Consider the following 21,005-nt stretch of genomic DNA (forward strand, 5'->3'; position numbering starts at 1 on the left):
CCCATGACGATCAATCTCAACCGCCGCACACTGATCGCCGGATCACTGCTTGGCGCAGGCAGCCTCGCCCTTCCCCGGCTCGCCTTTGCGCAAGGGGCCGGGACGCGCAACCTGCTGTTCGTGCTGCTGCGCGGCGCGGCGGACGGGCTGTCGATGCTCGCGCCCGTGGGTGATCCCGGCTTTGAACGGCTGCGCGGCGCAATGCTTGGCGATTACGAAAGTGCGCCGAGGCTCGGCAGCTTCTTTGCGGTTCACCCCGCGCTCGCCGAAATCGCGAAATCCGCGCAGGCGGGCGAGGCTCTGTTCGTCCACGCCGCGGCCACCGCCTATCGCGAGCGGTCGCATTTCGACGGGCAGAACCTGCTGGAGACGGGCGGCACTGCCCCCTATGCCAGCAAGGACGGCTGGCTTAACCGCCTCGTGGGAATGATGAACGAAGGAGCGCCCGATCCGCTGCGCACGCTCGCCATTGCCCCGACCGTGCCACTGGCCCTGCGCGGCAATGCGCCGGTATCGAGCTATGCGCCCTCGGCCCTGCCCGATGCGAGCGAGGATCTGATCGCCAGGGTCAGCCAGCTGTATGCCGCCGATGCCGAGCTTGGCGGGCTGTGGTCACGCGCGCTGGAAACCAGGGCGATGGCAGGCGATGATGGTCTCAGAAACCTCAATGATGCACGGGCAACAGGGACGCTGGCAGCGTCGCTGATGCGCGGATCACAAGGCGCGCGGATCGGCATGATCGAACTGGGCGGATGGGATACGCACGCCAATCAGCGCGGTGCCTTCATGCGGCAGGCGCGCGGGCTGGATGCGCTGATCGCGGCCTATCGCACAGGGCTTGGAGACGGCTGGGCCGATACGATGGTTCTGGTGGCGACCGAATTCGGGCGCACCGCGCGGCTCAACGGCACCGGCGGCACGGATCACGGCACGGCTGCGGCCGCGCTGATCATGGGCGGCGCGGTGCGCGGCGGGCGGGTGATCGCCGACTGGCCCGGCCTTGCCGAACGTCAGCTTTACGAAGGCCGCGACCTTGCGCCCACCATCGCGCTCGAAAACGTGCTGGCAGGTGCCGTGGCCGAGCATTTGCGGATCGACCCTGCCCGCGCCATGTCCCGCCTGTTCCCCGGACGCACCGGCGCGCCGCTTGCGGGGATCGTTCGGAGCTAGAATGAACACTCCGCGTTTGCGGCAACCTCGTCGCGGGCGATCTCGCTGATCTGGAGCACGAAGGCTCCTTGCGAAGCGAAGGTCAATTTGGCGCCGGTCTCGCCAAGGCATTGGGCGCTCAGCACCATTTCGCGCCAACCCTTGCCTTCCGCGACCGCAAGCCGCTGCGTGATGTCCAGCGCCGCACCGCCTGCGGTGACAGTCACCGGCCCCTTGGGGCGCTGCGCTACCTGGTAGGTGATGCGCCATGCCGCCGGGCTCTCCGGCCCGCTGAGCGCCAGTTTCGCACCGCGCGCAAAGACGATGCGGCGTGCATCTTCCTGCGCCCTGCGATCAAGCCCGGTGGCGGTGATGCCATTGCCGGTACCGCGCAGATCGGGAAGGAGGGCGTTGTCCGCCACCGCCTGCACCTCCCGCCCCAGCCTGCCATTGGCAAACCACGTCGCCCCGGTATCGGCGGAGAGCGCATCGCAGGTCTCGTCAAGCGGGGCAATCTCCCCGCTCGTGCCGAGATCAAGCCCGTAGCCGAGCGGGAACAGCGCGCCCTTGGGGCTATTGACCGGATTGCCCTCGCAGGTCGCAGGCCAGCTGAAGGACAAACGCCCGCTCGCCGGACGTGCGCCGAACAGCACATCGGCCACGCCAGCGCCCTCGCTGCCCGGAAGCCATGAAGCGACAAAGGCATCGGCGGCATTGATTTCGCGGTTCACCCACAAGGGGCGACCCGAAAGGAACACCGCCACGGTCGGAATGCCGCGCGCCCGGTAGGCTTTCAGAAGGGTGAGACCTTCCTCGTCGCGGAATGCCAGATCCTTCCGGTCACCGACGAATTCGGCATAGGGTTCCTCACCGAATACGACGATGGCGACATCGGGCTGACCGGATGCGCTGCCTTCAGGCGCAAGCACCGCTTCGCCGCCCGCCGCCTTGGCCGCATCGGCAATCCCGGCCCAGATCGACGTCGCACCGGGGAAGTCATCGGCGGTCAGCTCGCCGCCGCCCTGCCATGTCACCGACCAGCCCCCGGCCTGCTGCGGGATATTGTCCGCTGCAATGCCAGCCACTTCGATCCGCGCGCCCGGCTTGATCGGCAGCACGCCGCTGTTCTTCAGCAGCACCTGCGACTTGGCCACCGCCTCACGTGCGATAGCGCGATGTTCGGGCGAACCGAGCAGTTCCCACTTGCCGCCCAGCGCGCGGGACGAAGGCTTGACCTCGCCATCGAAAATGCCGAGCTGCTGTTTCAGCCGCAGCACCCGCAGCACCGCCTCGTCGAGCCGCGCCATCGGGATCGTGCCATTCTTGACCTGTTTCGTCAGCGTGCGGTGCAGCGCCTTCCAGTCTTCCGGCACCATGTAGACATCAAGCCCCGCCATCAGCGCCTGCGGGCAATCACCATTGGTGCAGCCATCGACCTGCCCGTGGCCGTTCCAGTCGCCGACAACAAGGCCTTCGAAACCCAGCTTTCCACGCAGCTCACCCGTCAGCAGCGGGGCATTGCCGTGCATCTTGGTGCCGTTGATCGAATTGAAGCTGGCCATCACGCTCGCTACGCCCGCGCCGATTGCCGCCGGATAGGGCGCAGCGTGGATACTCATGAGCTCGGCCAAGTCGCCGTTCACATCGCCTTGGTCGACGCCCTGCGCCGTGCCGCCGTCGCCGAAGAAGTGCTTGGCCGTCGCCGCGACCTTGCCCGTGCCGAGGAAGCCGGGTTCGCCCGGTCGGCCCTGAAGGCCTTCGACCATCGCCGCACCCAGCCGGCTGACCAGCGCCGGATCTTCGGAATAGCTTTCATAGGTGCGGCCCCAGCGATCATCGCGCGCAACCGCGATGGTGGGGGCGAAGGTCCAGTCGATGCCGGTAACCTCGATCTCGACAGCGGTGGCGGCGCCAATGCGGCGGATCAGGTCAGCATCGCCAGTCGCGCCCAGGCCGATATTGTGCGGGAAGACAGTCGCGCCGATGACATTGGCATGGCCATGCACGGCATCCGTGGCCCACACCGCCGGGATCGCCGGCTCACCCTTGGCGAGCGGCGCGGTGGAGGCTTCCCAGAATTCGTCAGCCAGCTTCAGCCAATCGGCCGCAGGTGCCTTGTCATCGCCATAAGGCCCGGAATTGCCGCCGTTGAGGATCGTACCGAAGCGATATTTGCGCACGTCCTTGGCCGTGATCGAGCCGATGTCGGGCATGATGATCTGCGCAACCTTGCGCTCAAGGCTCATGCGCGCAAGCAGCGCTTCCGGCGTATCGGCCTGGACGTCTGCCGCCGCCACCGGGGCGCTGGCCGAACGCACCTCAGACACGGGACTGCACCCGGCGACAAGCGCCCCCAGCCCCGCACCACAGGCGAGCCGCCCGAGCCATTGTCGTACCATCAGAACAGTCCCTCCCAAGACCGCGAGCTTTGAGAACGTTATCAAGCTATGCCGACAGGCTTGCTGTTTTGCAAGCCACTAGCATGCATTCATACCCGCCGGGCAAAGCCTGCGAGCAGCGCCGCGCTTGCCAGCGAAAGGCAGGCGAACAGGACGAAAAGCGCGCCAAAGCCGAAGCTCGGCACCAGCAGCACTGTCAGCCAGGGCATGACCATGCCCGGCACAGTGTTGGTCAGATTGAACAACCCAAGATCGCGCCCGCGATGCTGCGGCGCGGGGAGCACGCGCAGGGTCTGACTGGAATGGAGCGCGAGAAAGATCGCTGCGGCAATCGCAAACATAACATATCCCGCAATCGCGAAGTCCAGCGTCTGGGCCGCCGCCATTATCAGCATCCCCGTCGCGCACATCACCGCAGCGGAAATGAGGGGCGCGACCGGACGACTGTGCCGATCCGACCAGCGTCCCGCGATCAGCGAAGCCGGCACCGCGCAAACCAGCACCGCGCTGAAGATATTGGCCGCACCGTTTTCGGGATAGCCCGGCGCAAGCGAGCGTAGCCAGAACAGCAGGAAAGCGAACATCCCGCCCTCTGCCACCTGCACCAACAGCCGGGCAATCCACATCCGCAACACCACCCTGTCCCTGATGTGCAGCGGATCAAGCGATGCAAAGGCGGGAGCCATGAGCGCCGGGCGCACCCGCCCGCCGCCGAGGACCAGCGCGGGCATTACCAGCACGCTCACGATTACAGCCACCAGCCCCAGCCGCGCACCGGGATCGACCAGTCCTGCATAGGTCACCAGCGAACCCGCCAGCGCGCCCAAAGCGGGCGCAAGCGCCAGTGCTCCGCCCAGCACACCCTTCTGACAATCGGGAAAGCAGTCTCCCGCCCATGCCATCAGCGGCGAAAGCATCAGGTTGAGTGCCACCTGCCAGACCATCACCAGCACAATCAGTTCACTGACCGAGCGCGCCTCGCCTACGGCGATCAGCAGCACATTGGACGCAATCAGCCCGGCAGCGATCCACGGACGGCGCACGCGGCTGCGGTCGCTCAGCCAGCCGACAACGATATTGGCAAGGCTCGCCATCACCGCGCCCAGAAAGGTCACCTGCGCCAGCGCCGCGACATCTTCCCCGCCCTGCAAATCGGCGATGCGTTGCGGCAGCAGTACCGTCAGCAGCGGGACATAGCCAACCGCGCCCCCGGCGGCGGCAAGCGCGAACAGGATGAGGAACCAGCGCGGCTGGCGTTCGGGCGGGTTTTCGGGGGCCGGCCGGCTCAAACCGTGACCGGTGCGGGGGCAATCGAGGAACGCTCAACCAGCCCGGCGGCCACCTCGATCACGGCATCATCCACGCCGTCCGGTTCGCGCGCGATCAACTGTTCGACCGCGCGCGAGACGGTTTCGGCAATCGGCTGGTCGATAGCGGTCAGCGGCGGCTGGGAAAAGCGCACGATCGGGGTGTTGTCGAAGGAGATCAGCGACAGGTCGCGCGGCACCTGCCGGCCGCGATCCCGCGCGACTTCCAGTGCGGCCAGCGCCATCTGGTCGGAGGAAGCGATGATCGCAGTCAGATCGGGATTGCGATCCAGCAGCGCGCGCGCCGCACGCGTGCCGCTCTCATAGCCGAAATCCCCGGTCTCCAGCAAGCCTTGATCCGACAGACCGGCCTCAGCCAGCGCCCGCTTCCAGCCTTCGATGCGCCAGCCCGAAAGGCTGTATTGCGCAGGTCCGGCGATCATCCCGATATGGCGATGGCCCAGTTCGATCAGACGTGAGGTTGCAAGATGGGCTGCGCCTTCATCGCCCATCGTCATCGCGATGCCCGGCCCGGGCGCGTTCGATCCGATCCGCGCAAAAGGGATGCCACGGGCCGCCAGAAGATCGGTAATCAACCGGTTTTCTGAGTGCGGCGGGGTGAGGATCACCCCGTCCGGCTGCAACGCCGATATGGCCGCCCCCAGTTCCCGTTCGACATGATCGGTGTGGGTATCCACCAGTTCCACCATCATCCGGTAGCCATGCTTCGAACAGGTCAGGATCCCGCCCAGCAGCATCTGATCGACCCAGTCCGTGCCGCGCCGCTCACGCCAGTCGGCCAGCGTCCTTTCGCGGTCGTTGATGGCAAGGATGATGTAGGAGCGAGATCCGCTCATGCGCTGGGCCGCGAGCGAGGGGACGTAGCCCAGACGTTCGATCGAGGCGCGCACCTTGTCGCGCAGTTGTGGCCGCACGTTGGGGCCGCCGTTGACCACCCGGCTTACGGTCTGGAGCGAGACCCCGGCATCCTCGGCCACGTCCCTGATGGTGACAGTCTTGCGCGCCCGCGCCATTGTTTCCTGCGTCCCTGCCGGCCTACTTCATGCAGGCGCGCCCCTTATCGGGATCACTGCCGCACTGATAGACCCTGATCCAATCGATTGCGAATTGCGCGGGAAAGCTGCTGGCCGCAACCCCTTTTGCGTTGTTTTCTTCCGACAAGCGCCCACCCACGGCAAGGTTTGCCATGATGTAGAACGGCTGATCGAAAGGCGCAGCAGGCCTCCCCCTGGCGCGCGGCGATGCGGTCTTCCACTGATCAGCGGTGACGGTGAGATGCACCCGATCATCGACCATGAAACGGATCAACCCCTCGCCCCATTCCACAGCGTAGACATGGAAATCGTCAGACGGCAGGGCGAGATCAGGCAGCGCCGCGCGGCCATCGACAAAACGGTTCTGCGGCGGGAAATCCCCGAAATGGAGCGCGCTTATAGTGCGGTTCTCACCCCGCCCACCTTTGCACTTGCGGCACTTGGCCCCGATATTGACCGCTTCGAGAATATCGATCTCGCCCGAACGCGGCCAGCCGCCATAGACGGGCTGATCGGGCATCATCCACACAGCCGGCCAGGTCCCCTGCCCTGCAGGCACCTTGGCACGCACCTCGATCCGGCCATAGCGCCAGGCGTGCTTGCCGATCGTGCGCACCTTGCCCGATGTGTGCGACTGGGTCTGGCTGGGATTTGGGTTTTCGGCGATTTCAGGCGGGCGCGCAGGCCCCGTAAAACGTTCCTTGCGCGCTTTCAGCAGCAGCATCCCACCTTCCACCGCGATGTTATCGGGCCGGTCGGTGTAGCATTGCCGTTCGTAATTCCCCCCGCCCCAGCACGAGACTTCAGGCGTCCATTTGCTGCGATCAAGCGTGGGGCCGTCAAATTCGTCAGCCCAGACCAGCTCCCACCCTGCGCCTTCGCGCGGGGCGATCACCTGTTCCGGTGGCGATGTCGCCCCGACAAGCAACAGGGCCGCTGCCAGCGTTACCGCCTTGAGCGGCCCTGTGATTGTCATGACGCTTCCCCGTATCAGAAGTCGAAGCGGGCGAGGAAGGTAAAGCGCCGGTCGTTGCGGAAGGCCGAGCGGACAACCCGCGTGCCATCGAAATCGACCACCTGACTGGTGCGCGTCACTTCATCGAGCAGGTTCACGCCTTGCACGCCAAGCTTCAGGCCGTCCATCACTGTCACGAAGATCGACGCGTCGAGCTGCCCGGTCGACTCCCCCCAGATCGGCGAGAACGGGAAGATGTCGTCACGCGGCGTGATCAGGAAGGCCGAACGCCAGTTGTAGGCGGCGCGCATCGACAGCCAGTCCTTTTCGTAGAACACTGTAGCGTTGACAGTGTGCTTCGAAATCCCGGCCAGCGGCTGGGCCCCGGCGAACGGGCCGAGGTTACCGGCAAGATCGGTGTTTTCGAAGTCCGACCCGTCGACATAGGTATAGGTCATCTGCGTGCCGAGCCCGCTCAGCACTCCCGGCAGGAAGTCGTAGGTCTGCTGGTAGGCGATTTCCGCCCCCTTAAGCCTGCCGTTCTGCGAGTTGACCGGACGCTGATACTCGACATCTTCCGACGGAATTCCCGGGCTGCTGAAGTCGATGATCGAGACCCCGGTATCGATGATGCCGGACAGATCCTTGATGAAACCATTGATCGTTAGCGAGCCGACACGGTCGAAGTACCATTCAAGCGACAGGTCGTAGTTCCATGTCGTGATCGGACGCAGATCGCGGTTGCCGGAAACGAACCGGAAAAGCGGGCCGTTGGCGAGTTCCTCAGGGGTCTGCAACGCGGCGGTGCCATCAAAGATCAGGCCACCGGCGGTGAATGCGGCCAGGTCAGGCCGGCTCATGCCCTTCGACACAGCGGCGCGGAAGAGGAGGCCGTTGCCCGTGTCGAGCAAGAGGTTGAAGCTCGGCAACCAGTTGTCGAAAGTCACCGCCGTATCATCGACCAGAATCTCGCTGGTGTGAGCCGCGGCAAACTGCGCAAGACGCGCTTCGGACAGGCGACAGAACGAAGGACGCTGATCCGGCGGCAGGTTCTGCGCTTGTGCGCAAGGCGCTGTCACTTCGGACAGCTGCACGATTCCGTCACCATTGCCGCCTGCGATCACGGCATCGAAACGCTCGGCATTGGGAGTGCCGATAAGGCCCGTCGCCGGAACTTCGGTCTCGACATAGCGCAGACCGATGTTGCCGCTGATCTTCCAGCCGTTGTCGAAATTGGTGCCGTAATCAAGCCGGCCGTAGAACGCCTTGGTCTGTTCAGCCACCTGCGCGATTTCGGGTGTGCAGAACGGATCGCACCGGGTCACCACGCCGGTCACGGCATTGGTGAAGGTGCGGCCGTTCACCCCGAAGAACGGGTTGGGCGTCTGCGAGAAGACGTTGATCGCGCGGGCCTGCTCGTCCGAGGCACCCGAGAGATATTCGGCGAGGAAGTTGTCCGCACCGAAGAAGAACGCCCCGCCCGGCAGCGGTGCCGGTGCATTGCCGCGCTGGAAGCCGTTGTCGAACGGCGAACGCAGGTTGGCGAAATTGGGGAAATCGTCGACATAGGCGCCGCCCCCGATCGCGAATTCCTGACCCGGCAGACCCGTGAAGAACCGGCCCGGCTGGAACCCGCCCGTCGCAGCACAACCCGGCCCTGCGTTCCACGGCGCACAACCCGCACGGCCTGCCCAGGGTGCCGACAGGTTGCCCCATGTGGTGAAGTTGGTGTCGCGCGTCACCCGGTCACGATCCGACCAGCGCGCGCCGAAGCGGACGCTCTTGAAGAAGCCCTCGTCACTGATGTCATATTCGGCATCGAAGCGCAGGCTGTCGAGCTGACCTTCATTGCGCGCCACGCTGTCGAGCAGGAACCAGTAATAGGTGTTCTGGCCCGAGGTGAAATAATCGGACGGCGCGCCCGGAGGAGCAAGGAACTGCACCTGCGGCGTCCGGCCCGAAGCATCGACCGCAATGTTGGCCCAGCTGTTCATGGTGCCGATGATGGCATCCTGACGGAGGGTGGATTCGATGCGTTGCGCTTCGAAGTTGACGCGCAGACGATCAGTGATGCTCCAGTCGATGTCGAACGAGAAATCGCGCGTCATCGCGAGGGTCTCACGCTCCAGACGCAGGGTTTCAAGCGGGATACCGCCGCGGCCGAAGGGGTTGGCATAGGCGTCGCCGATGCGCTGGCTCAGAACGCCGCGCTGGAAGATGCCGTTCTGATCGAATTCCCAGGTGCTGCCCGCCGCCGGAACCGGGAACAACAGATCGTCATTGACCTGCGCCAGGGCAGAGAATTCCTTGCTGAAGAAGCTGGTGTCGGCCTGCAGGAATTCAAAGGTCATCAGGAAATCGCGCGCCGGGGTCTCGTATTGCAGCACGGCCGAAACCGCTTCGCGATTGCGTTCGAGATTGGTAGTGCGCACACCAGCACCCTTGGGCACGATCAATGCGCCGGCGGGCGGGAAGTTCGTCGGATCGAAGGTCGGTCCTTCGCCAAAGCCGGCACTGCTGACCGGACGCGGACGAATGCACGGCCCGTCAAGCGTGGCAGCACGATAGCACGGGTCGGTCAGCTGCGAGGCATCGGTCCGGCTGATCAGTTCGGACTTGGCATAACCAATCTGCACGCCGATCGTGCCGGCGTTGTTTTCGAAAGTGGTCGAACCCGTGATCGAGAAGCCGGGCGACCATTCCTTGGCCAGATCGCCATAGTTGCCTTCGATCGTCCCGGCGATGTGGGTACCGCGCCGGTCGAGCGGCTTGCGGGTGACGAGGTTGACTGTACCCGCGATGCCGCCTTCGACCATGTCGGCAGTAAGGTTCTTGAACACTTCGACCCGGCCCAGCAGCTCAGGCGAGACGTCATTGAAGCTGAGAACGGTACCACCCGTGGCCGAGAAGATGTCGCGGCCATTCAGTTCCGAACGCACGAAGGGCAGACCGCGCACGATCACGCCAGTACCCTCGACCGAGAAACGGTCAGGGTCGGACGGCTTTTCGAAACGGCCGATATTGACCCCCGGCACGCGCTGGAGCGCCTCTGCCACCGAACGGTCCGGCAGTGCCCCGATGTCTTCAGCGGTGATCACGTCGACAAATGTATCGGCGTTCCGCTTGATATTCTGCGCACTGGAGAGCGATGCACGGAAGCCGCCGGTCACGATGATCTCGCTTTCAGGCGCGACCTCTTCTTCGGCGGGCTGCTCCGCGTCATCCGCATCCTGGGCCAGCGCAGGCGCTGCGGTGGCGGCAGAAATCGCGATCGCCGAAGCAGTGCCCAAAGCGAACAGGCGCCGACGCGGCGCGAGGCTTGCGTATTTCATGATGTGTCGTCTCTCCCCTTGCCGCACGACAGATTCTTGCCTGACGCTGCGGGCTGCGAGATCGTAATAGCGCATCTTGAGAGCGTTCTCAAGACTTGTAATCCGCGCGCCATATTGCATTCTGGCAACAGTCGGCAGGGCGGCTTCGGCCCTGCACACAAGGCTCTCAGATGCCGTCAGGGATTGAGGAAAACGTGACTATTGAACGCATTATCATCGTCGGCGGAGGAACGGCCGGATGGATGGCAGCCGCTGCCCTGTCGCGTCTCAAGACCGGAGGATCTGTGGAAATCACGCTGATCGAATCCGAGAGCATCGGTACGGTCGGGGTCGGCGAGGCAACGATTCCACCCTTTGTCGGCTTCAATCAGCTGCTCGGCATCGACGAGCGCGAAATGCTGGCCGAGGTCGGCGGCACCTTCAAGCTGGGCATCCAGTTCGAAAACTGGGGCAGACGGGGCGACAGCTATATCCACCCCTTCGGCGCCTATGGCTACACGATGGGCGGCATCAGCTTCCATCATGTCTGGCACCGCATGGCGCAGGGTGGCGACAAGCGCCCGATTCAGGTCTTCAACCTCGAGACCATGGCCGCGGCCTTCGGCAAGTTCGCACGCACCGAGGATTATCAGCGCGACGACCTGCCGCCGGTCAACTACGCCTATCACCTCGATGCGGGGCGCTATGCCGCTTTCCTGCGCAAGTTCGCGGAAAAGCGCGGCGTGGTTCGGCAGGAGGGCCGGATTGCCGATGTCGCGCTGGATGGCCAAAGCGGCTTTGTAACCGGCGTCAAGCTGGAGGATGGGCGCGAGTTTGGAGGTGATCTGTTCATCGATTGCTCGGGCTTCCGCGGCCTGCTGATCGAACAGGCGCTGAAGACCGGCTATGACGACTGGAGCAACTACTTGCCCTGCAACCGCGCTGTCGCCCTGCCCTGCAAGCGCGACGATGGCAGTCCGCCCCCGCCCTTCACCCGCGCCACCGCTCACAGCGCCGGATGGCAATGGCAGGTGCCGCTCCAGCACCGGAACGGCAACGGCCATGTCTATTGCTCGGCCTATATGGAAGACCAGAAGGCGCTCGACATCCTGCTTGGGAATATCGCGGGCAAGCCTCAGGCCGAGCCAAACTGGCTGCGCTTCGTCACCGGGCGCCGCAAGAAGTTCTGGAACAAGAATGTGGTCGCCCTTGGTCTGGCGGCAGGGTTCATGGAGCCGCTCGAGTCGACCTCGATCCACCTCATCAACACCGGCATCGACAAGCTCATTTCGCTGCTGTCGCTGGACGGGATCACACAGGTTCAGGAAGATACCTTCAACCGCCTGACGGGCCGCGAATATGCCCGCATCCGCGACTTCCTGATCCTCCACTACAATGCCACCCAGCGCGACGACTCCGATTTCTGGAACTACGTGCGCACCATGCCGGTGCCTGACACGCTCACCGAAAAGGTCGAACTGTTCCGTGCCAACGGCCAGATCTTCCGGGAGGAAGACGAACTGTTTACCGAAACCAGCTGGGCAGCGGTGATGATGGGTCAGGGGATCACCATGGGCAGCCATAACGCCATGGCTGATGCGCTTGATCCGGCCCGCACACGCACCGAAGTGGACGAAATGGAAAAGTCGATCCGCTATCTCGTGCAGCATATGCCGGGGCACGGCGATTACCTCGCGCGTTATTGCCCTGCCCCGATGGCGGCATAAGTCGTCCGCGAGCCGGAGGAGGAGCGGGCGGCTTTCTTGACAAAGCCGGACGGCGCTAGGAGAGAGGCGCGTCGCCAACCCCCTGCTCTGCCCGAGGTTTCGTTCCGCCATGAATGACGCATCCCCCGGCTGGACCGCGCTGGTGCTGGCCGGACAGCGGCCGGGTATCGACCGGCTGGCGGCGCATTTCAGTCGTGAAGCCAAGGCGCTGATCCCGGTGGCGGGCACGCCGATGCTCGCCCGCGTGCTGCGCGCGCTGGCCGATACGCCTGAGATTGCGCGCATCGTTGTGCTCGCGCAGGATGCCCCCGCTCTGCTGGCCGACGCGGCGCTGGCGTGGACAGCAACCGACCCCCGTATCGCACCGCGCGTTTCGGGGCACACCATCAGCGGATCGGTGCTGGATGTAATTGACGATCCCACCATCGGCCTTCCGGTGCTGGTGACCACCGCCGACAACGTGATGCTTGCTCCCGCGACGATCAGCGAATTCATCGCCGGGATCGGTGCCGGGGATGTGTCAGTGGCGCTGGTTGAGCGTTCGCGGCTAGAAACGGCGGTCGGCCCCAATCGCCGCACATGGCTGACCTTCAGGGGCGGCGCCTATACCGGTGCGAACCTCTTTGCCCTCACCGGGGCGGGCGCGGTCAATGCTCTCAGGTTCTGGGAGCGGGTCGAGGCAGACCGCAAATCGGTGCTGCGCCTTGCTGCCCATTTCGGCCCGGTGCTGATGGTGCGCCTGCTGCTGCGATCGATGAATGTCCACGAGGCACTGGCGGCCGCAGGTGCAAAGCTGGGGGCAATTGTTGCCCCGGTACTGCTTTCGGACGGGCGGATGGGTGTGGATGTCGACAAGCCCGAGGATCATGCCCTTGCCGAACGCCTGCTGGCAGAGCGTGGCTGACCCGATGCAGCGCATTGCCCTCTACGACCTTGATCGCACGGTTACCCGCGCGCCGACCTTCACGCCGTTCCTCGCGCATATGGCGGCGAGCGGCACGGGCCTTCGCCTGCTGGGCCTGCCGCTGTGGGTGCTGGCGATGCTGGGCTACAAGTCGAAGCTTTACGGTCGCAAGGCCTTGAAGCAGTTCGGCCTCAGGCTGTTGGTTGGGCGCGTGGTGAAAAGCTCGGCGCTGCAACCGCGGATCGGTGCCTTCATCGCCAAGCAGATTGACTGCAACATCCAGCCCGGCGCACTGGCGCAGATCGCTGCTGACCGGGCGGCGGGCGTACGGCTTGTCCTTGTCACCGCTGCGCCTGAAATCTACGCCGAAGCTCTCGCTGATGCGCTCGGTTTCGAGGCTGCGATCGCCACGCGCCATCAGCGTGACGAGGCAGGCAACCTGCTGGCGCTGATCGAGGGTGAGAACAATTATGGCGCGCACAAGGTTGGACGGGTCAAGGAATGGCTTGCCGCGGAGGGAATAGCCCGATCCGACTGCCACCTCATCGCCTATACCGATCACGCCAGCGATGCGCCGATCCTGAACTATGCCGATAGGGGCGTGCTGGTGGGCCGCTATGCCAAGCCCCAGGGCGACTGGGCCTGCGCCGACTGGAGCGCGGCATGAAGCGCATCTGCTTCCTGTTCAATCACGATCAGACCCACCAGCTGGCCCATTCGCTACCGATCGCACTGGCGCTGGCGGCACGGGGAAACCACCGGATCGTGCTCGCTTTCGCAAAGCCGAGCATCCGGCGCGAGATCGAGCGGCAGGCCGACCCGGCACTGCTGGCGCGGATTGAACTGGTGCAACTCGGCCTCAGGCGCACGGGATCAAAGGCGCTGGCGGGTATGATCGAACGGCTCGTTCCTGCAACCAAGATGCTGATCTATCGTGATAATCTTGATTTCTTCCGCAGCTTCGATGCGGTGGTGGTGTCAGAGAAGACCACGCTGTTGCTCAAGACCCGCTATGGCCTAGATGATCTCAAACTGATCCACACCCGCCACGGCGCAGGCGACCGGGCGATCGGGTTCAATCCCGAAAGCGCGCGGTTCGATCTGGTGTTGGTCTCAGGCCCCAAGATCCGCGATCGACTGATGGCGGATGCGGGATTGCGGGCTGAGCAAATCGCGCTGGTCGGCTATCCCAAGTTCGATCTATGTGCGGGCAACCGCTTTGCGGGCAGCTTCCCTGCGCCCGAGCGGCCCACAGTACTCTACAACCCCCACCCTTCGCCCAGACTCTCAAGCTGGTTCAGGCACGGTGCAGCGGTACTGGAGGCGTTTCGCGGACAGGATCGCTACAACCTGATCTTTGCGCCGCACGTGATGCTGTTCGAACGCAAATGGGTGGTGACCATCGACCCGCCGAGCATCGCCCGTGTACGAACGCCGGGGACGGAATACCGCGCCGATCCGCGCATCCACATCGACACCGGCAGCGCCGCCAGCAGCGACATGAGCTACACCAACAGCGCCGACATCTACCTCGGCGATGTCAGCAGCCAGATCTATGAATTCCTGCGCACCCCCCGCCCCTGCCTGTTCCTGAACAGCCACGGCACCCGCTGGCAGGGCGATCCCAATTACTTGCACTGGCAAGCCGGCCCGGTGCTGAACAGCGCCGATGGTCTGCTTGATGCAATAGATGCTGCGGTTGCCGCGCATCCGGGCTATGCGCCCGTTCAGCAGGCGCTGATCGACGCGACCTTCTCGCTGTCGGAGCGTCCCTCTGCCGAGCGGGCGGCAGATGCGATCACCGCATTTCTCGAAGGAAGGGCTGCCCTTGGCTAGTCTCTCAGCATTCTGGCGTTACGGCGTGGTCAAGACAGCACGCAAGTGGAGGGCGGCGGCGCTCTCGCCCCTGCTGGCGGCACGCGGCGAGGCGGCGGTGCGATCAAGCTATGGCGTGCTGATGGTGCCCAACTGGCAGGACACGACGTTCCGCTATTGCATATTCGGCACCTATGGCCGCGATCTGGCCGACCTGCTGCTGGGCTACCCTGAGGATTTCGTGTTCGTCGATATCGGCGCCAATCAGGGGCTCTATTCGTTGATCGCCGCGCAGAACCCCCGGTGCCGCCGGATCATCGCCTTCGAACCCGTGCCCGCCACCCACGCGCGGCTGGCCGCCAATGTCGCACTGAATGACGGTGCGGCGCGGACAGTCCTGCACCCACTCGCCATCGCCGACAGCGCAGGCGAGGTGACGATCAACGTCGCCGCCGACCACACCGGCACGGCCAGCCTGGCCGGGCGCGAGGGGTCTTCTGGTGCGGGCGACGTAACGATCCGTACCATCAATGCCCCGCTGGTCGATCCGCTGCTCGCGGGCGAATTGCCGATGTTCGTGAAGATCGACGTCGAAGGGCTGGAGGCGGTGGTGATCGCCGAATTGGCCAAGACCGCGAGCTTCTCCCGCGTCGCAGCAATCTTCTACGAGGTCGATGACCGCTGGGCGAACGCACGGGAGATCGAGACGCGCCTGAGGGCCTCAGGCTTCACGCGCTTTGCCAAATATGGGCGCGGGCATCACTACGACGTGCTCGCGACCCGCTCCTGAAGCACCGCCTCGGCCAAGGCCCGGCCTGACAACCAAGCCCCCTCAATGCGCGGCGAGTGGAGCCAGTCTCCCGCGATCCCGATCCTAAGCGCCGGATCAAACCACGCATGCTCGCCCCGCAACGCCTGTGGCATAGCGTAAAGCCAGCGATGAGCGTCCAGATGCTGCGGCACGGCGGGGGCGACCTTGGCAGCGGCAAAGAAATCGGCGAGCAGGATGTGCGCAACCTCGTCCTTGGGCCGGTCGACCAGTTCTAGGCTACGCGCCGGGCTGGCGTGGATCACCCAGTTCTCCGTCCCGCTGCGCCCCGGCTTGGCTGAATTGCGTGCGGCCCAGCTGACAGAGGCGCTATCGGAACGGAAGATGTCGGAGGCCAGAGCGAGCGGCGCGGCAAAGCCTGCCATCACCGCCCAGCAGGGCGCGCTTATGACGCCAGCAGCCAGCGCCGCCAGATTAGGCGCGGCTTCGGTCAGCAGTACGACAGCCTGTTCGGCAGGCACGGCGACCAGCACGGTTGCGGCGGTAAAGACCTGCTCGCCCGCTTCGATCCGCCAGCCTTCTGCGGTGCGCGACAGCGTCTCGGCGCGCACGCCCCAGCGCATGTCCAGCGTTTCAGCCATCGCCCGGATCGGAGCGTTCATCCCCGGCATGCCGACCCATGCATCATCCCCTGCCGCTGGCCAGCGACTTGCCACACCTGCGGCTTCCCAAGCCGAGACGACATTGCGGAACGCCGGATCGCGCGCGGTGAAAAATTGCGCGCCGTGATCGAAACTCACGGTGTTACCTGCAATCTCGACCCTGCGCGCCGCCATCCGCCCACCCGGGCCGCGGCCCTTGTCGAGCACGATGATACGCCGTCCGGAGGCGGCGAGAGCGGTCGCGGCGCTGAGCCCAGCCATGCCGCCACCGATGATTACAATGTCACAATGTCCGTCCATCCCGCGCCAACGCATGGAGTGTCGGGAAGTTTCACGCCGCGTGACTGACCTCGGCCTGCCGCTCGCCCGCTGCCTCGTTGAGCATTTCGGCCACCAGAAACGCGAGCTCCAGCGACTGTTCGGCATTGAGACGCGGGTCGCAGTGGGTGTGATAGCGGTCACCCAGACGTTCCTCTGTGATCGCCACGGCGCCGCCGACACATTCGGTCACGTCCTGCCCGGTCATCTCGATATGGATGCCGCCCGGATGCGAGCCTTCGGCGCGGTGAACGGCGAAGAAGCCCTTCACCTCACGGGTGATCCGGTCAAAGGGCCGGGTCTTGAAGCCGGTGTCTGACTTGACGACATTGCCGTGCATCGGATCACACGACCACACCACCGGATGGCCTTCGCGCTGCACCGCACGCACCAACTTGGGCAGGCCGTCTTCAACCTTGTCGTGACCATATCGGCTGATCAGCGTGATGCGGCCGGCCTCGCGCTTCGGGTTCAAGTCGTCGAGCAGGCGCAGCAGCGCATCGGGCTCGAGGCTCGGCCCGCACTTCATGCCGAGCGGATTGCCGATGCCACGTGCAAATTCGATGTGAGCCGAACCGGGGAAGCGGGTGCGATCACCGATCCACACCATGTGCGCGCTGGTGGCGTACCAATCGCCGGTGAGCGAATCCCGCCGGGTCAGCGCCTGTTCGTAGGGGAGCAGCAGCGCCTCGTGGCTGGTGTAGAAGCTGGTGCCCTGCAATTGCGGCACGGTGGCGGGGTCGATCCCGCAAGCCTCCATGAAATCAAGCGCCTCGCCGATGCGGTCGGCCATCTCGCTGAACTTTTCGGTCCACGGGGTACGCCCCATGAAATCGAGCGTCCACTGATGAACCTGCCGCAGATTGGCATAGCCCCCGCCCGCGAAGGCGCGCAGCAGATTCAGCGTTGCAGCGGCCTGCGAATAGGCACGCACCATGCGGGCCGGATCGTTGCGGCGGCTGACCGGATCGAACTCGATCCCGTTGATATTGTCGCCAAGGTAGCTCGGCAGGGTGACATCGCCGATCGTCTCGGTAGGCGAGGAGCGCGGCTTGGCGAACTGGCCCGCCATCCGCCCCACCTTCACCACCGGACGCTTGGAGGCGAAGGTCATGACCACCGCCATCTGCAACAGCACACGGAAGGTGTCGCGGATGTTGTTGGGGTGGAATTCGGCAAAGCTCTCTGCACAGTCGCCGCCCTGAAGCAGGAAGCCGTGGCCATTGGCAACATCGGCCAAATCGGCCTTGAGCGCGCGCGCCTCGCCCGCAAACACCAGCGGGGGATAGGAAGACAGGGTCTTTTCCGCCTCGGCCAGCTCGGCCGCATCTTCGTAATGCGGCAGGTGGCGCGCTTCGAAGGCCTTCCAGCTATCCGGGGTCCAGGTCTCGGGCACGGTCTTGGGCTCTTTCTTTCAAATCTGCATATTCCGGCGGCGCAAAGCGCAGCGTGCGGGGGCGCCCGGTACAGGAGCGCGGCACGAATTGTAAAGCAGCAAAGCCGCTCAGAACAATTTTATTTCCCAAACGCAGTCTGCGGCTTTGCCGATTCAGGCTCCGAGGCACCAGACTGCGCAGCATTTGCACCGACCCCGACGGTGGGCGCTTCGGCAAGCTGCTGGCCTTCCGGGATAATCGCCAGCCGGAACGGCGCATCCTTGCCGAAATAGCGATCAGCAAGGAATTGCATGACCTGCGGGCTGGTCTGCGAGTAATCTGCCAGCAGGGTGCGCAACAGCATCAGGCGCTGCGGATCCTGCGTTGCGCCTTCGATGTTGTAGAGCCAGAACTGGTTGCCGGTCGACGCGCGCCGGATCAGCTGCCCCAGCGGCTCGGTCACGCGTGCCAGCTCGTCGGCGGTCGGCGGATTTGCCGACAGGTCCTTGGCGATCCGTTCAGCCTCGGCAAAGAACACCGGCACGAATTCGGGCTCCAGCTGCGCGAGCGCGGTAATCCGCCCGCCGCTTGCCAGATCAGCTGGCCAGTTCGAGAAGACCTGCGGCGAATAGCTCGCCCCGGCACGTTCGCGCAGGGCATCGAGCAGACGATTGTTGAACAACTGGGTGAGGATTTCGAGCTGACGGCTTTCCCGCAACGACGCCGTGCCGCCGCCGCTTTTCCACGCCACCACAGCGGCGGCTTGATTGGCATCGCCGCGGTGCGTGACGACCGCAGGCCTATCGGCGACGGGGGCAAAACCGGGCACGCGCGCGGCAACCTCCGGCGCAATCGGGGTGCGTGCCGGCAGAGCGCCGAAGGTCAGGCGCAATTGTTCGATGACCTTGGTCTTGTCGAACTCGCCGAACACCATCACCTCGACCGGACCCTGCTTCAGCAGCGGTTCCCACACGGCGCGGAAGCCTTCGGGCGTCACTCCCTTCAGCGCCGCGGGATCGGGTGTGGCAAAGCGCGCATCGCGCCCCGTCACGAGAAATTCGAGATCGCGCTTCAGCACGCCGCCGGGACTGGTCGAGTAGGTATTGTAGGCCAGCTCCGCCGCCGCCCGGGCGCGCAGCACCGGGTCCCTGTCCCAGCGCGGCATCCCCAGCTTGGCTGCAAACAGATAAAGCTGGTCGTTCACGTCCTCCGAACGGGTCTGGGCGGTGAAGGTGAACACCGCATCGTCAATGCTGAAATCGAAACCGAGCTTGCGCCCTGTCGCCAGCCGGTCGATCTCGTTCTGACCAAGCTCGCCAAGACCGGAGCCGACCAGCGCCGCTTCGCCGAGATCGGCATAGACCGCGCTTGCATCGTCAAACGCCCGCCAGCCCGCACCAAAGCGCACGCGGACGGTGACGCGACCGGGTTCGGCATCATTGGCCCACACCAGCGCCTTGACCCCATTGGCGAAATCGACCTGCTCGATTTCCAGAACGCCGAGCGACTTCTGCTCGGCAATGGTGCCGGGCGCGCCCACGGCAGGCAGATCGGCAAAGGAGATGGTCTGAGCCGCGAGCCGTGCGCTGCCATCGACGCGGGCCTCGCTCGCCAGCGCCAACCGGAGCGCAGCGGCATCGGCCTCATCTGCCCTGGGCGTGACATAGACCGAGCGGGTCACAGTACCTTCGAACAGAGCCTGCGTGCGGGCGAGCACTTCTTCGGGATTGAGCCGCGGCTTCATGCCCCGGAACACGTCGAGTACCACCTGCGGCGCCGCGATCGTCTCTCGGATGTCGACCGCGTTGACGAGATTGTTGACGAGATCGCTGCCCGACTGGACGCTTTCCTGCTGCACTCCATTGGCAAAGGCGACATCGAACTCGGCCGCCTCGCGGTCGATTTCCTCCTGCGTCGGCGGATTGGTGACAGCATCGGCAATCACGCTGCGGACATCGGCAAGCGCGGCCTGCCAGTCGCCGGTCAAGGGCGCGAACGTGACAAAGGTCGCGTCGACCGAGCGCGAGACGTCTTCCTGCTGTACCTGCGCATAAAGATAGCTGCCCCCGCTGCGCGCGCGCGATTCCAGCCTGCGATTGATGATCGCCTGCGCCACGGCATCCAGCAGCAGACCTTCATTATAGACGATAGTATCCTCAACCGGACGCCACGGGCGCATGACCGCATAGGTCAGGCTGCGCGGCAGATCGGGCTCGACGCCCACCGCAAGCTCACCGATGGGCGTGCCGGTTCCGGCGGTATCGGCAGTCGCTGAGGGTGCCGCCGGATCACCAAAATCGGGCGCAACGCCGGCCGTGCCGTTACCCTTCCAGTCGCCGAACCACTGCTCCACCAGTCCCGCCAGCACCATCGGGTCGGCATCGCCTGCAACCACGATCACGGTGTTTTCGGGCCGGTACCAGCGATCATAGAAGGCCTTGACGCTCTTGCCGTTCGCGGCCCGCAGCGTCTCGTCGGTGCCGATCGGACTGCGCGTGGCGAGACGCTGTCCGGCAAAGAAGGTCTGCCGGGTCAGCTCGGCCATGCGCTGCCCCGCTCCGCCGCGTTCGCGCTTTTCGGCGAGCACGATCGGTCTTTCGGCCGCGACATTGGCATCATTGAGCACCGGCTCGCGGATCATGCCCGACAGCAGCTTGAAACTCTCGGACAGCTTGGCCTCGTCGATGTTCGGAATGTCGAGCTTGTAAGCGGTGTGGGTCGGTGTCGTCTCGGCATTGGCATCGCTGCCGAAGGTCGCGCCCAGCCGCTGCCACGCTGAAATCGCCTCGGCCTGGCCGAGATACTTGCTCTCGCGGAACAGCAGGTGTTCGAGCAGATGGGCATAGCCCTGCTCGCTGTCTTCCTCATGGAGCGAGCCGGCGTCAATCCGCACCCGGATCGAGACTTGCCGCGGCGGAACGCCGTTGCGGCGCACAGCATAGCGCAGCCCGTTCTGCATCTCGCCGAACAGCCACTTGTCATCGACCGGCACATCCGATCCGCGATAGAGCCACGGCACTTCGCCATTGGTTTGTAGCGCTTTGGGGGCGGGAACTGGCGGCGTTGCAGGCGCCTGTGCTTCGGCGGAGGGCGCAGTCGGGGAAGCAGCCTGCTGCGCAAGCAGCGGCTGCACCAGCACGAACGGAGCAAGCAGAATGGCGAGAGCGCGATGCGCGCGGGTCAGCGACGTCATGGGCGCGACTATAGGGCGGCAAAATGTGAAGCGATAGTGAATGCGCCCGCACAGCACACAGTCCG

At 64.7% G+C, this 21,005-nt stretch carries 14 protein-coding genes; 6 read left to right on the forward strand and 8 right to left on the reverse strand.

All coding sequences use genetic code 11. The annotated features are described in order from the left end of the window. Positions 1-3 precede the first annotated feature (3 nt). Positions 4-1,170: a DUF1501 domain-containing protein gene (locus CHX26_RS12955; protein WP_104942724.1), complete on the forward strand. Its 1,167-nt coding sequence runs from the start codon at positions 4-6 to the stop codon at positions 1,168-1,170. On the opposite strand, the gene CHX26_RS12960 is transcribed toward CHX26_RS12955, so the two are convergent. From CHX26_RS12960 to CHX26_RS12980, 5 genes are all read right to left on the reverse strand, one after another. Further along, positions 1,167-3,548, reverse strand: a complete 2,382-nt coding sequence (locus CHX26_RS12960; RefSeq protein ID WP_104942725.1) for a glycoside hydrolase family 3 protein — start codon at positions 3,546-3,548, stop codon at positions 1,167-1,169. The genes CHX26_RS12955 and CHX26_RS12960 overlap by 4 nt on opposite strands. Before the next feature lie 89 nt (positions 3,549-3,637). After that, positions 3,638-4,837, reverse strand: a complete 1,200-nt coding sequence (locus tag CHX26_RS12965) for an MFS transporter (RefSeq protein WP_104942726.1) — start codon at positions 4,835-4,837, stop codon at positions 3,638-3,640. Next, positions 4,834-5,889, reverse strand: coding sequence for a LacI family DNA-binding transcriptional regulator (locus tag CHX26_RS12970; RefSeq protein ID WP_104942727.1), 1,056 nt, complete (start codon positions 5,887-5,889; stop codon positions 4,834-4,836). Before CHX26_RS12970 ends, CHX26_RS12965 begins: the two co-directional genes overlap by 4 nt. Before the next feature lie 22 nt (positions 5,890-5,911). After that, entirely contained in the window at positions 5,912-6,886 is a 975-nt protein-coding gene (locus CHX26_RS12975; protein WP_104942728.1) for a glycoside hydrolase family 16 protein, read from the reverse strand. A gap of 14 nt (positions 6,887-6,900) precedes the next feature. Next, positions 6,901-10,197: a TonB-dependent receptor gene (locus tag CHX26_RS12980; RefSeq protein ID WP_104943429.1), complete on the reverse strand. Its 3,297-nt coding sequence runs from the start codon at positions 10,195-10,197 to the stop codon at positions 6,901-6,903. Positions 10,198-10,367: 170 nt separating this feature from the next. Here CHX26_RS12980 and CHX26_RS12985 point away from each other — a divergent pair, with 170 nt between their 5' ends. From CHX26_RS12985 to CHX26_RS13005, 5 genes are all read left to right on the forward strand, one after another. Further along, entirely contained in the window at positions 10,368-11,903 is a 1,536-nt protein-coding gene (locus CHX26_RS12985) for a tryptophan halogenase family protein (protein WP_104942729.1), read from the forward strand. Positions 11,904-12,012: 109 nt separating this feature from the next. After that, positions 12,013-12,807, forward strand: coding sequence for an NTP transferase domain-containing protein (locus CHX26_RS12990; RefSeq protein WP_104942730.1), 795 nt, complete (start codon positions 12,013-12,015; stop codon positions 12,805-12,807). Between the two features lie 4 nt (positions 12,808-12,811). Beyond that, complete coding sequence (locus tag CHX26_RS12995) at positions 12,812-13,474, forward strand: HAD family hydrolase (protein ID WP_172449838.1); 663 nt, start codon at positions 12,812-12,814, stop codon at positions 13,472-13,474. Next, positions 13,471-14,643 carry a hypothetical protein gene (locus tag CHX26_RS13000; protein WP_104942732.1) on the forward strand — a complete coding sequence of 391 codons (1,173 nt, stop codon included), beginning with the start codon at positions 13,471-13,473 and terminating at the stop codon, positions 14,641-14,643. Before CHX26_RS12995 ends, CHX26_RS13000 begins: the two co-directional genes overlap by 4 nt. Further along, positions 14,636-15,412, forward strand: a complete 777-nt coding sequence (locus CHX26_RS13005; RefSeq protein ID WP_172449840.1) for an FkbM family methyltransferase — start codon at positions 14,636-14,638, stop codon at positions 15,410-15,412. Before CHX26_RS13000 ends, CHX26_RS13005 begins: the two co-directional genes overlap by 8 nt. Here the strand turns inward: CHX26_RS13005 and CHX26_RS13010 are convergent. The 3 genes from CHX26_RS13010 to CHX26_RS13020 all read right to left on the reverse strand — a co-directional run bounded on the left by CHX26_RS13010 (position 15,385) and on the right by CHX26_RS13020 (position 20,940). Beyond that, positions 15,385-16,368 (reverse strand): NAD(P)/FAD-dependent oxidoreductase, encoded by a 984-nt coding sequence (locus CHX26_RS13010; RefSeq protein WP_335682303.1) that lies wholly within the window; start codon positions 16,366-16,368, stop codon positions 15,385-15,387. The genes CHX26_RS13005 and CHX26_RS13010 overlap by 28 nt on opposite strands. Positions 16,369-16,384: 16 nt before the next feature. Further along, positions 16,385-17,767 (reverse strand): class II 3-deoxy-7-phosphoheptulonate synthase, encoded by a 1,383-nt coding sequence (locus CHX26_RS13015; protein ID WP_104942735.1) that lies wholly within the window; start codon positions 17,765-17,767, stop codon positions 16,385-16,387. Between the two features lie 119 nt (positions 17,768-17,886). Continuing rightward, entirely contained in the window at positions 17,887-20,940 is a 3,054-nt protein-coding gene (locus CHX26_RS13020) for a M16 family metallopeptidase (RefSeq protein WP_104942736.1), read from the reverse strand. Positions 20,941-21,005 lie beyond the last annotated feature (65 nt).

It is taken from the genome of Porphyrobacter sp. HT-58-2 (genome assembly GCF_002952215.1).
In the GTDB taxonomy this organism is placed as follows: domain Bacteria; phylum Pseudomonadota; class Alphaproteobacteria; order Sphingomonadales; family Sphingomonadaceae; genus Erythrobacter.

What these genes read in the sequence shown, in the direction of transcription:
- CHX26_RS12955 (WP_104942724.1), top strand. Translation starts at nt 4, where the DNA reads ATGACGATCAATCTCAACCGCCGCACACTGATCGCCGGATCACTGCTT.
- CHX26_RS12960 (WP_104942725.1), bottom strand. Translation starts at nt 3,548, where the DNA reads ATGGTACGACAATGGCTCGGGCGGCTCGCCTGTGGTGCGGGGCTGGGG.
- CHX26_RS12995 (WP_172449838.1), top strand. Translation starts at nt 12,812, where the DNA reads ATGCAGCGCATTGCCCTCTACGACCTTGATCGCACGGTTACCCGCGCG.
- CHX26_RS13010 (WP_335682303.1), bottom strand. Translation starts at nt 16,368, where the DNA reads ATGCGTTGGCGCGGGATGGACGGACATTGTGACATTGTAATCATCGGT.
- CHX26_RS12970 (WP_104942727.1), bottom strand. Translation starts at nt 5,889, where the DNA reads ATGGCGCGGGCGCGCAAGACTGTCACCATCAGGGACGTGGCCGAGGAT.
- CHX26_RS12980 (WP_104943429.1), bottom strand. Translation starts at nt 10,197, where the DNA reads ATGAAATACGCAAGCCTCGCGCCGCGTCGGCGCCTGTTCGCTTTGGGC.
- CHX26_RS12990 (WP_104942730.1), top strand. Translation starts at nt 12,013, where the DNA reads ATGAATGACGCATCCCCCGGCTGGACCGCGCTGGTGCTGGCCGGACAG.
- CHX26_RS12975 (WP_104942728.1), bottom strand. Translation starts at nt 6,886, where the DNA reads ATGACAATCACAGGGCCGCTCAAGGCGGTAACGCTGGCAGCGGCCCTG.
- CHX26_RS12985 (WP_104942729.1), top strand. Translation starts at nt 10,368, where the DNA reads ATGCCGTCAGGGATTGAGGAAAACGTGACTATTGAACGCATTATCATC.
- CHX26_RS13020 (WP_104942736.1), bottom strand. Translation starts at nt 20,940, where the DNA reads ATGACGTCGCTGACCCGCGCGCATCGCGCTCTCGCCATTCTGCTTGCT.
- CHX26_RS13000 (WP_104942732.1), top strand. Translation starts at nt 13,471, where the DNA reads ATGAAGCGCATCTGCTTCCTGTTCAATCACGATCAGACCCACCAGCTG.